The sequence below is a fragment of the Mycobacterium sp. E802 genome (assembly GCF_001666875.1).
In the GTDB taxonomy this organism is placed as follows: Bacteria; Actinomycetota; Actinomycetes; order Mycobacteriales; family Mycobacteriaceae; genus Mycobacterium.
The window spans coordinates 1-11,179 of the sequence record NZ_LZJD01000045.1 but is presented as its reverse complement, the minus strand read 5'-3'; the positions used below and the strand labels follow the sequence as shown (position 1 = coordinate 11,179).

The window sequence follows — 11,179 nt, the reverse complement described above, 5'->3', positions numbered from 1 at the left end:
CAACGCGGCAGCTGTCATAACGGGCATACTACAAACTACCGTATTAATTCACAGACGGACCACTAGACCAAAGCTTGCTACGGTGAGCGGGTGTCCGCGAGTGCAGAACCCCGGGTGCTCAAGCATCAGGTGGTGCGCGCCCAACTCGAGCGACTGCTCGATGATCTGGCGGTCGGTGACCCGTTCCCGGCCGAGCGGGAACTCGCCGAACGATTCGACGTCGCGCGCGAGACCGTCCGTCAGGCGCTGCGTGAGCTGTTGCTGGCCGGCCGCATCGAACGACGCGGCCGTACCACCGTCGTCGCGCGGCCCAAGATCCTGCAGCCGCTGTCGATGGGTTCGTACACCGAGGCCGCCAAGGAACAGGGCCGCAGCGGTGGGCGCATCCTGGTCGGCTGGAGCGACCTGACCGCCGATGACCTGTTGGCGGCGCAACTCGCGATCGAGGTGGGGGCGCCCATCCTGCAGCTCGAACGCGTCTTGACCACCGATGGCGTGCGGGTCGGGCTGGAGACCACCAAGTTGCCCGCCGCGCGGTATCCCGGCCTGCGCGAGACGTTCGACTACCGCGACTCGCTCTACGCCGAGATCCGCAGCCGCGGGATCCACTTCGAGCGCACCGTCGACAGCATCGAGACCGCGCTTCCGGACTCCCGCGAATCGGCACTTCTCACCGTCGACAGCCGCACGCCGATGTTTCTGCTCAACCGGGTCTCCTACGACCAGGATGGAGTGCCGATCGAGCAGCGCCGCTCCCTGTATCGGGGTGACCGGATGACGTTCACCGCGGTGATGCACGCCTCTGAAGCACGCTGAGCGCGGTCTTAAAAAGCCGGTTTTCCCGTGACCAATTTGTGACCTTTGACCTGCCGAAACACGCCGACGGCAAGCTTGACAGGCGGTTAAGGAAACTCTCAGAACGGGGGAGGGGTTGCTGCAACCCGCCATAAGTGCCCGTATGGTGCCCGTGTGGGCCGACACGCATTAGCCAGCCCGCGGCGGCGCAAACTTCCGACCGTTGCGGCTGTCCTCGTCGCTCCGGTCGCTGCGTTCCTCGCCTCCGGTGCCGATGCTCATCCGTACCCCGCCAAAGAGTCCGCCAAACCAGCCGCGGCTCCCGCGCCCGAGGCCCCGCCCTGCTGTATGGAGATCGTCTCGGCACCGTCCGCGTCGACAGCCGTCGCCCAGTCCATCGCGCTGAGCGCGGCGCAGACGCAGCCCGGCACGGCCTCGCGCTGGCGCGTCATCAATATTCCGCAGCTGCTGCCCGTCGGGGTCGCCCCCGAGCGGGGTCTGCAAGTCAAGACGATCCTCGCCGCCCGCAGCGTCAGCGCGGACTTCCCGCAGATCCACGAGATCGGCGGCGTCCGTCCGGACGCGCTTCGCTGGCATCCCAACGGCCTGGCGCTGGACGTGATGATTCCCAACGCCAGCAGCGCCGCAGGCATCGAGCTGGGCAACCGGATCGTCGCCTACGCGCTGAAGAACGCCGACAAGTTCGCGCTGCAGGACGCCATCTGGCGGGGCACCTACTACACGCCCGACGGCGGTGCGCAGTCCGGCGGTTACGGCCACTATGACCACGTGCACCTCACCACCAAAGGTGGCGGCTACCCGACCGGCGGCGAGCTGTACCTGCGCTGAGCGTGTCATCAGCCCCCGACTGCGGGATCGGCTTAAATTCCCCTCGTGGCGCGCAGAATGTCATTCCGCCGGGCCCGGTCGGTGATGAGCGCCGAAATCGCCGCCATCCGCCGTTCCGATCCCGACCTCGACCCCGGCGACATCGCCGGCTTCACCCTGCCCATCCTGGTGCGCGTTCTGGGCGTGGTCGTCATCGGGCTGGTGCCGCTCCTGGTGGTCCGCAACGGCGACACCGAGAACGCACGACTGGTCCCGGTGATCGGCTCGCTGGCGCTGGTGATCATCTGCGCAGCCGTGGTGGCCTGGATGATCTCGATCATCATCTCCGGGCTGGTGGTGATGATCCTGTATCGAACCTCGCCGTCGTCCTCCTCACGCCTGGTGGTGCGGATCCTGACCGACTCCTTCATGCGCATCGACGACTCCACGTCCGCGCTGACGCTGCTGGCGCTGTTGGCCGGGCTGCTGTCGCTGGCGTTCGGGCTGCCGACGCGCAAGGCGGACGAACTGGCCAACTCGGTGCTCGACGATCTGCTGGCCGCTCAGATCGGTGTGCTGTTGGTCGCGCTGGGATTCTTGTTCATCGCCGAATCGATCCGCTCGGCCGCCGACATCGTCGACAACCAGTCGCTGTTGCTGGCCTGGCCGTGGGCGCTGATCATCGCCTCGCTCAGTTGGGTGCTGGCGACCGCCGCCGGACCGTTCGAAGCCACCCGCATGCTGACGATCCTGCTGCACGAATGGTTGCCCGCCGTCGTCGACGGGCGGCCCAGTGCCCAGGTGATCGCCGAACTGGTACCGCCATCGGCGCGGTGGTGGGTGGCGTTCGGCCCGCTGCCGGTCATCGCCGCGATCTGGGCCTATGAGGCGTACCGGCGTGGCGGCTTCGTCGAGATCCGGCGCTTCTTCGAAGACGATGCACCGGAGACCGTGCCCGATACCGGGACATAGCTGATTCAAAGCCGGTGACGTTAGGTTTGCCCGCAGATCGAGAACTGAGGACACACCATGGCCGGATCAGCACCGCCCGCACCGGGTTTCGTTGCGGTGGTGTGGGCGGGCGGCCTGGTGGCCTTTGCGCTGCGGGCGGGGACGCGGACTCCCGCCGGGGCTGACCGCGCCTGACTCAGTCGTCTTCGGCGTCGGGCTCAGGTTCGGGATCCGGCACGTCGCGTCGGCGCGCGAACATCATCACGATGTCGCGAATCGGGGCCTCACGCCGCGCACCCCACGACGGGCCCACGGTGAAATCGGCGTCCGTCGCGACGAAGTGGTAACCGGGGAGATCCCGCTGTGGGGCGAACGGAAACTTCATCTGCCACAGGTGTTTTGCCACGGCGACGGCCGCCTCGGTGGGCATGGCCCGATCGATGTTCAGGGGCACGCAGATGTCTTGCGTGTGCACCAGGAGATCCATCAACGGATCGATCTCCTTGGTCATCGGGGGACGCTTGCGTGAGCCCACCATGGCGCGCAGGCGCGCGGTGATGCTGGCCGGGTCGGCGCGGTCCTCAAGCGCCAACCGGCGCATCATGGCGTCGAATCGGAAACCTGATCTGAGCACTGCACGGATCATGTCCGCGCGGCTCAACTCGGTATGGGTGAGATGGACCGCGACGTCTCTCACAGTCCAATCCCGGCACAGCGACGGTGTCGCCCACTGGTCCGGCTTAAGCGTGTCGAGAAGATCGGCCAACTGCGCCCGCTGCTCGTCGACGGTGCGCCAAATCGCTTGAGAATCCATGTCTTACAGCGGGATCGGGCGATTCAGGTCGTCCGCGTCGTCGGCGGCGAGCAGTTCGTGGAAGTGGCGCAACGCCGAGGCGCACGCCGCACGCTCGGCCGGGTCGAGGCGGTCGAGCACCCGGCTCAGTTCCCGCCGGCGCCGGGTGCTGACCTGGCGGACCAGCTTGCGGCCCTGGCTGGTCAGCTCCAAGGTGACGACGCTGCGGTTGGTGGGATCGGAACCCCGGATCAGGTGACCGCTGGCGTCCAACCGGTCGGCAAGGCGCGTCACCGTCGAGCCGACGACACCGAGCGCCTGGGCGCACTCCGTCGAGGTGGAAGTGCCGCGCTCATGCAGGACGAGCAACAGCCGGAACTGCGGCAGCGAGATCTCCAACTGGTCCACACTGCGCAGGGCGACGCCGACCAGATCCCTGGTTGCCACTTCGAACGCCGACAGTTCGTCGACCGGTGTGCGGGTCATCTCGTGCTGCGGCGCGCTGCCCATCCCGCGAGTATCCCACGCAAAGCCGTGTGGCGGCTGTGAGTGTTCATCGTGTCCGCGGCCCAGTTGTGCAACGGATTTCACAATTTTGTGGAAGTTATTGGCGGGCACCGCTATTGGGTGAGTTGTCTCCGTCCTCGCCATCGCGCCGCTTTCTACCGCACGGCTGTGATCGCGTGCGGTTAACCGCCCTGGCGTCGAAAGCGGTGAACCTCGATTGCCGATGAGGACTCTCGCTGCCTCGGGCGGGCGGTATGGGGCGCACTGCGCTGTGACGAACGTGTCGGTTATCGGTGTGGAAGTGATCGATGTGCGACGAAAAGCTACACATTCGTCACAACGACGGCGGTGGTATGGCAAGCCCTGGCCGCGTTGACCGTTGCCTGCGGCTTGCCGGTCAGCCGCGCTTACCTTGGCCCCAGCCAAAGCGGTCTACCGCCCCGCCGTGCTGCGTGCTAACCGGCTTGCCGGGTATGCGGTGCTACCGCCCGCGTTGGGGTTTCATGCACTGCGGCACACCTACGCCAGCTTGTGCGTTGCTGCCGGTATCCCGACAGTCAAGGTGAGCCGGTTCATGGGTCACGCGAAGCCGAGCACGACGGGAATCCATTTATATGCACCTGTTCGCCGACGACTACGCGGACGAGATGGGCGCACTTGGCGCGATGACACCCCGCGAAGCCAGTCGCAGCAGCGAACAACGTTGTGCCGATTCGCCGAGGCGGCTAGCTAGGCGTCACCCGCGTTTCCGATACAACTCGCAGATGCGAAAGGGCCGCTGGATGTTTGTTGCGCGAGCGTCTTGCCGTTGGCAGAGATTTCGCACGTAATCGTGCCGCCGTCAGAACCGTTGGTGGCGGTGAGCGTAACCGTCTTGCCCAGCCCATCAATCGTGACGTCCTTGCTCCACGGCAGGCTGGCGTCTGTCTCCTGGGCGGTGTTGAAGTCTCGACCGGAGTACGTGATCGCCACCGATTCGCCGGAACCGGTGACGCTGTAGGTAACCGTTACCTCGCGCTTGGATTCGTCATCAATGTTCTTCGCAACCCCGCCGATGAATGCCACGCACCCGCCGATCCCAAGGAACATGACAAGGCATATCCCGCCGAGGACCCACGGCCACACACGGCGTTTCTTGGGCGGTTGGTATCCGTACGGAGGCTGCGTGTAGCCCGGTGGGGGATACCCGGCATAGCCGCCCTGGCCGCCATACGGTGGTTGAGGCGGCACCGCGCCAGGCGCGTTCTGTGGCTCTTGGTTTTCGGGCGTCGGCTGAGTCACGGTTCCCCCTGGCGATGCGATGACGACTGCCCAATGTAGGCGATTACCAGCGTTCTACGGGGCAGTATCCAGCTGCTCAGCAAAACGTAATCCCGATGCGTTCGGCGGTAGCGACTGCCCAAGTACGGGCGCAATGCGGGCACAGGCAGGTGGTGGAGCGCCGACAGTGCGACAGAAACAGTGCTTGACCTGCTAAAACAATGGAGCCGATGACGGGAATCGAACCCGCGTATTCAGCTTGGGAAGCTGATGTTCTGCCATTGAACTACATCGGCCTGGTGCTGACGAAGGATAGCAAGCCGGCCGCCGCGATGGGTAAGGCGGTGCGGCCTCGACCCGGTGAGTCTAAGAAATTGACGCTGGGAAAGCCCTACGTCGACTGCCGCCCGGTGGCGAAGGTCGCCGACGCACTCGTCGCAGTGCTGTCCAGTGTGGATCTTGAAGCCAGGCAGCCGGGGCGAAACATTCGGCCCACGAACATGATTGCCGATCGCGCCCCACCCTGAGAGTCGTGTAAATCCTCGGGCCGATGTTCTCAGGGCCCGTCGCTAGCGTCGAATCCCGTCGGGTCCGAATCAACCGAGGGATTTCAACGAATGGATGTTGTCATCGGTATTGCCATGACGTCGCGTGACGCCCGGCTGCTCCTGGTGGAGGGCAGCTGTGGTGACGGGGCGGTGATCGACCACGACTCGTTCGAGGTGGACACCCGCACCGGCGTCGAGCAACCGGGCTTCAGCGAGCATGTGGTCAGCGCGGTCCTCGGGACGTATGCCGCGGCTTCGGCGAATGGGAACACTGTCGTGCGCGTGGCGCTGACCTGGACCGACGCCGTCTCCATCGAGGCCAAGTTGGTTCTCGACTCCCTGCTCGAGGCCGGCATCACCAACGTCGCGGTGGCCCCCACCTCCGATGCGCTCGAAGCGGCCGCCGAATACACGTGCACGACGACGGGCCGGGACTCGATCGCGCTATGTGTGGTGGAACCCGACGTGACGCTGCTGGCGGTGACCGGTGTGAGCGACGACGGGGCGCAACACATGCGTAGCCGCCTTCTCGACGGCGCGGATCAGGCCGCCACGGTGTTGGCGCTGCGCGGCGCCTGCGACAGCTTCGGTGAACCGATCGACGCCGTCGTCATCGCCGGATCTGACCCTGGACTGGAAAGCCTTGTGGAAGAAGTTAATTCGGTGATGGAGCACCCGGTCGCACTCAGCGACGACGCGGCCTTCCTGATGGGTCGTGGTGCGTTGCTTGCCAGTGCGGGCACCCAACATCCCGAAACCGACGAGGCGACCGGGTCGATCTTCGTTCCCCGCGCCGCCCGGCTGGCGGTCGCGCCGGAACTGGATGAGCCTGACGCCGACGCGCCGACACCCGCCAAAGACCCACTGGTCCGAACCCTGACGATGGTCGTGGTCACCGCCGTGTTGGTGCTGGCCGGTTCACTGTTCGTCGCGCTCGCCGTGGAAGGGGGCGACGGCGATCCGCCGCCGCAGGCGTCGAAACCGGCCGCGCGTGCCGAGCCGCTCCCGCCGCCCGCACCGGCTCCCGAAGCGCAGCCGGTGCTGATGCCGCCACCCAACGTCGTCCCCGCTGCGGCTCCGCCGCCGATGGCTCCGGCCCAGCCGCCCAACCCGCTGCTCGTCGCGGCGCTGAGTAACCCGCAGATCAACGCCGTCGCGCAGAAGGTGGTGCCACCGGCGGTGCACGCGGCGCAGACACCCATCACCGTCCCGCACACCGACATCACGTTGCCGGCACTGACGGAGATGATCGGCAAGTAGCGGATACGCTCGTCGGGTGCTGCTCTCCGATCGAGACATCCGGGCCGAGATCGCTGCGAAACGCCTCGCGATCGAGCCGTTCGACGATGCGCTGGTGCAGCCGTCGAGCGTCGATGTCCGCCTGGACACCTTGTTCCGGGTGTTCAACAACACCCGCTACACCCACATCGATCCGGCCAAGCAGCAGGACGAGTTGACCACGCTGGTCGAGCCGGCCGAAGGTGAGCCGTTCGTGTTGCATCCCGGCGAGTTCGTTCTCGGGTCGACGCTGGAGGTGTGCACGCTGCCCGAGGATCTCGCCGGCCGGTTGGAAGGCAAGTCCTCACTGGGCCGGCTCGGATTGTTGACGCACTCCACGGCCGGGTTCATCGACCCGGGCTTCTCGGGGCACATCACGCTGGAGCTCTCCAACGTGGCCAACCTGCCGATCACGTTGTGGCCGGGGATGAAGATCGGTCAGCTGTGCCTGCTGCGGCTGACCAGCCCGGCCCAGCATCCCTACGGCAGCGACAAGGTTGGCTCGAAATACCAGGGTCAGCGTGGCCCGACGCCGTCGCGGTCGTATTTGAACTTCGTCAACTAGCGAGCACCTGCGTGGTTTTCGACCAGAGGGTTGTGCTGAGTGTCGATCGGTAGCCCTGGGGTAGAAATCGGCGCGGCACGGTTGGGCGTTGGTTCATGTCTGCGTCGTTTTCCACTAGAGGGTTGTGCTGGGCGTAGATCGACAGCCTTGAGGTAGAAATCGGCGCGGCACGGTTGGGCGTTGGTTCATGTCTGCGTGGTTTTCGACCAGAGGGTTGTGCTGAGTGTCGATCGACAACCCTGGGGTAGAAATCGGCGCGGCACGGTTGGGCGTTGGTTCTTGTCTGCGCCGCTTTCGACCAGAGGGTTGTGCCGAGCGCCGATCGACAGCCCTGGGGTAGAAATCGGCGGGCCAGAAACGCGCGCCAGAAACGGAAACAGAAACAGAAGCCCAACGCACACCGTGAGAAGTCAGAAACACGGCTGAAACACGCTCGCCGCGCAGTTGAAACCCGCGGCCGACATTCTCGCCAAATGCACGAGATCGATCCGGCCGCCACCGCCTGGCTGCTGGCCAGCACGGCCCTCGTCCTGTTGATGACTCCCGGCCTCGCCATCTTCTACGGCGGCATGGTCCGCACCACCGGCGTGCTCAACATGATCATGATGAGCTTCATCTCGATCCCGCTCGTCACGGTCGCCTGGCTGCTGGTCGGCTACAGCTTGGCGTTCTCGGACGACGCCGGTGGCGGTCTGATCGGCGGCCTGCAGCACTTCGGGATGCTCGGCATCACCCCGACCACGGCCCACGGCTCGGTGCCCGAACTTCTCTTCGCGACGTTCCAGCTGACCTTCGCCATCATCACCGCGGCCCTGGTCAGCGGGGCCATCGCGGACCGGGCCAAGTTCGCCGCCTGGATGCTGTTCGTGCCGGTGTGGGCGGTCGCGGTGTACGCCGTCGTCGCGCACTGGGTCTGGGGACCGGGTGGCTGGCTGGCCGGCCTCGGTGTGCTCGACTACGCCGGCGGCCTCGTCGTCGAGATCGTCTCGGGCTCGTCAGCGCTGGCATTGGCGCTGGTGCTGGGCCCGCGCATCGGGTTCAAGCAGGACGCCATGCGTCCGCACAATCTGCCGTTCGTGTTGCTCGGGGTCGGCCTGCTGTGGTTCGGCTGGTTCGGGTTCAACGCCGGCTCGGCGCTGGCCGCCAACGGCACCGCCGCGGCGATCTTCCTCAATACTCTGGTGGCCGGCTGCCTGGGGATGCTCGGCTGGCTGACCGTCGAACAGGTCCGCGACGGCAAGCCGACCACGTTCGGCGCTGCTTCGGGTGTGGTCGCCGGTCTGGTGGCGATCACGCCGTCGTGTGGCACGGTCAACACCCTCGGCGCGGTCGTGGTCGGTCTGGCTGCCGGCGTGGTCTGTTCGTTCGCGATCGGCCTGAAGTTTCGGTTCGGCTATGACGACTCCCTCGACGTGGTGGGTGTGCACTTCGTGGGCGGCGTGGTCGGTGTGCTGCTGATCGGTTTCCTGGCCACCGAGGTGATGACCGCCGGTCCGCAGGGCCTCTTCTATGGCGGCGGGTTGACCCAGCTGGCCAAGCAGCTGCTCGCTGCGGTCGTGGTGGCCGCCTACGCCTTCACGGTGTCCTACGGTCTGGCCAAACTGATCGATCGGTTCATGGGTTTCCGGCTCAGCCCGGAGGACGAGACCACCGGCGTCGACTTCACGCAGCACGCCGAGTCCGCCTACGCCGAGGGCGTGCACGGGCACCTGCCGCAGCGCCGGCCCGGCACGTTCGGCGGACATCTCGTGCAGCGCCCAGATCCGGCCGAAGAAGAGCCGGCGGAATGAACCGGTCGGCGCCATCTGTCGTAATACCGAGTAGTGTCTAACTAACCGGCGCCGGCGTGCACCAGGCCGTCGCGGTCCGACCGGAATCCAGCGCTGTAGCTAATACGTGCGGGTGTAACGATCGAGCAGGTTGCACCGATGAAGGTTCTAGTTGTCGGCTCGTGCGGAATGTGTGCGCAATGGCGACAACGACAGTGCAGCAAACACATTGGAGGGCTTGGTGGACATCGTACTGGGTGTGGCGATGGCACCTACGACGGTCCGCATGGTGCTGGTCGAGGGGGAGAAAGCCGACGGCGTCACCGTCGATCACGACGTCTTCGACGTGACCGCCGGTGAGGATTCGGCAACCGTCGGCGCGGCCGATCAGGTGCTCGCCGCGATCCTCGGGACGAAAGAGAGCGCCACGACGGGTGGGCACCACCTGAAGGCGATCGGCGTCACCTGGACCGACCATTCCGATGCCTCCGCCCTGCGTGACAAGCTGGCCGCTCACGGCATCGACGACGTCATGCTCGTCTCCGAGGGCCATGCCGGCGCGGCACTGGCACAGGCGGTCGGCCGAGCGGTCGGTTACGACACCACGGCCCTGCTGTTCATCGACCGTGACGCCGCGACGCTGTCGGTGGTCAAGACCGACGACGGCTCGGTGGTCAAGGTGCTGGCGCAGTCTCTACACAGCACCGACGCGATGGCCGTGCTCACCGACATGGCCGCCGCGGTCGAGGCGTCCGATACCGCGCCGGACGGCATGTTCGTTCTGGGTTCCGGTGTGGATGTCGCCTCGGTCAAATCCCACCTCGAACACCTGGTCTCCCTCCCGGTCAGCGCCCCCGACGAGCCGGAGATGGCATTGGCCCGGGGCGCGGCACTGGCCTCGGCCAATGCGCCCGCCTTCGAGGCGTCCACCGTCGGCTTGGCCTACTCGCAAGATCCCGACGGCACCACCGCCGGCAGTGCCTATTCGCTGGCCGGCCTGGCCACCGAGATGGCCCCGGTTGGTGCCGAACCGATCGACGGCATCGATTACGCCGCCGACGAGATGCCGCTGGAGGAGGAACGGAAACCGTTCCTGCTGGTTGGCAGCGCGTTGACCTCGGTGTTCGTGGTGGGTGTTGTGGCCTTGGTCATTTCGCTCGCGGTGAGCATCCGGCCGACGGTCGATCAGCGTCCGTCTCCGGCGCAGGGCGCCGTGGCACCGAGTGTCCCGGTGCAGCTGCCCGCGCCGGCGCCGCCGGCCCCGCAGGCCCAACCCGTCCAACAGGCGCCCCCGCCGGCCCCGCCACCGGAGACCATCAAGGCGCCGATTCCGGTGGTCCAGGAAGCTCCGGCACCGGCCCCGCAGGCCCCGCCCCGCACGGTCTATGTCGAGCAGCCCGCCGAACGGGAACGGCCACATGGGCCCCCCACCACCGGAGCCGTGTGAACCACCGGAGCCACCCGAGCGGCCGGGATTCCAGTCGCCGGAGCCACCGGAACGGCCCGGCTTCCAATCATCGGACCCGCCGGAACGGCCGGGATTCCAGCCCGAGCCGGGGCCCGAGTCAGAGCCGGGGCGCCAGTCGTCCGAGCCCGAGCCCGGCCAACGTGGCGAGTCCGGTACATCACGCGACGGCGGGTCCCATGACGGCCGCTGCGGTTGCTCCCGCCGTGGCGGATCCCACGGCGGACGGAAGATGTTCGGCAGTCGCGGCGGCGGGGGCAACACGACCAACGGCGGAATGTACGGAGCCGGCGGCGTGAAAATCGGTGCCGGTGCGGGCGCCACCGGGACCGGTGCGGGGGCCGGGGCCGCCGGGGCTCGGGCTCGGACGACTGGCGCCCCGGCTCTGACTCGGGCCCCGGCTCGGGCTGGAATCCCGGC

At 66.7% G+C, this 11,179-nt stretch carries 13 protein-coding genes and 1 tRNA gene; 10 read left to right on the top strand and 4 right to left on the bottom strand.

Annotated features, from left to right (window positions below; translation table 11 throughout):
• Positions 1–90 precede the first annotated feature (90 nt).
• The 3 genes from A5699_RS06410 (at position 91) to A5699_RS06400 (ending at position 2,595) form a co-directional block, all read left to right on the top strand.
• Positions 91–816, top strand: a complete 726-nt coding sequence (locus A5699_RS06410; RefSeq protein WP_142254003.1) for a GntR family transcriptional regulator — start codon at positions 91–93, stop codon at positions 814–816.
• A gap of 153 nt (positions 817–969) precedes the next feature.
• Complete coding sequence (locus A5699_RS06405; RefSeq protein WP_067767082.1) at positions 970–1,644, top strand: hypothetical protein; 675 nt, start codon at positions 970–972, stop codon at positions 1,642–1,644.
• A gap of 57 nt (positions 1,645–1,701) precedes the next feature.
• Complete coding sequence (locus A5699_RS06400; RefSeq protein ID WP_067767079.1) at positions 1,702–2,595, top strand: hypothetical protein; 894 nt, start codon at positions 1,702–1,704, stop codon at positions 2,593–2,595.
• A gap of 175 nt (positions 2,596–2,770) precedes the next feature.
• On the opposite strand, the gene A5699_RS06395 is transcribed toward A5699_RS06400, so the two are convergent.
• Positions 2,771–3,388, bottom strand: coding sequence for a maleylpyruvate isomerase family mycothiol-dependent enzyme (locus A5699_RS06395; protein WP_067767076.1), 618 nt, complete (start codon positions 3,386–3,388; stop codon positions 2,771–2,773).
• A gap of 3 nt (positions 3,389–3,391) precedes the next feature.
• Entirely contained in the window at positions 3,392–3,877 is a 486-nt protein-coding gene (locus A5699_RS06390; protein ID WP_067767074.1) for a MarR family winged helix-turn-helix transcriptional regulator, read from the bottom strand.
• Between the two features lie 442 nt (positions 3,878–4,319).
• Between A5699_RS06390 and A5699_RS29835 the strand changes: the two genes are divergently transcribed.
• Complete coding sequence (locus tag A5699_RS29835; RefSeq protein WP_369806666.1) at positions 4,320–4,607, top strand: tyrosine-type recombinase/integrase; 288 nt, start codon at positions 4,320–4,322, stop codon at positions 4,605–4,607.
• Here A5699_RS29835 and A5699_RS29830 read toward each other — a convergent pair.
• Both A5699_RS29830 and A5699_RS06380 read right to left on the bottom strand, forming a co-directional pair.
• The gene (locus tag A5699_RS29830; RefSeq protein WP_231965610.1) at positions 4,604–4,939 is read right to left on the bottom strand and encodes an MmpS family transport accessory protein; all 336 of its coding nucleotides are present in this window, start codon (positions 4,937–4,939) and stop codon (positions 4,604–4,606) included. The two genes, A5699_RS29835 and A5699_RS29830, sit on opposite strands and share 4 nt — an antisense overlap.
• A gap of 417 nt (positions 4,940–5,356) precedes the next feature.
• Positions 5,357–5,430, bottom strand: a tRNA-Gly gene (locus tag A5699_RS06380).
• On the opposite strand from A5699_RS06380, the gene A5699_RS06375 reads away from it, so the two are divergent.
• The 6 genes from A5699_RS06375 to A5699_RS29825 all read left to right on the top strand — a co-directional run.
• Entirely contained in the window at positions 5,416–5,661 is a 246-nt protein-coding gene (locus A5699_RS06375; protein ID WP_082957599.1) for a hypothetical protein, read from the top strand. The genes A5699_RS06380 and A5699_RS06375 overlap by 15 nt on opposite strands.
• Positions 5,662–5,751: 90 nt before the next feature.
• Positions 5,752–6,942 carry a hypothetical protein gene (locus tag A5699_RS06370; protein ID WP_067767067.1) on the top strand — a complete coding sequence of 397 codons (1,191 nt, stop codon included), beginning with the start codon at positions 5,752–5,754 and terminating at the stop codon, positions 6,940–6,942.
• A 16-nt stretch (positions 6,943–6,958) separates the two neighbouring features.
• On the top strand, positions 6,959–7,525 hold the full coding sequence (gene dcd / locus A5699_RS06365) for a dCTP deaminase (RefSeq protein WP_067767064.1): 567 nt from the start codon (positions 6,959–6,961) through the stop codon (positions 7,523–7,525).
• A gap of 473 nt (positions 7,526–7,998) precedes the next feature.
• A complete protein-coding gene (locus tag A5699_RS06360) occupies positions 7,999–9,315 on the top strand; it encodes an ammonium transporter (RefSeq protein WP_067767061.1) in 1,317 nt (438 codons plus the stop codon).
• Between the two features lie 220 nt (positions 9,316–9,535).
• Positions 9,536–10,741, top strand: a complete 1,206-nt coding sequence (locus A5699_RS06355) for a hypothetical protein (protein WP_369806665.1) — start codon at positions 9,536–9,538, stop codon at positions 10,739–10,741.
• A gap of 250 nt (positions 10,742–10,991) precedes the next feature.
• On the top strand, positions 10,992–11,179 hold a 188-nt coding region (locus tag A5699_RS29825), incomplete at its 3' end, for a hypothetical protein (protein ID WP_231965614.1).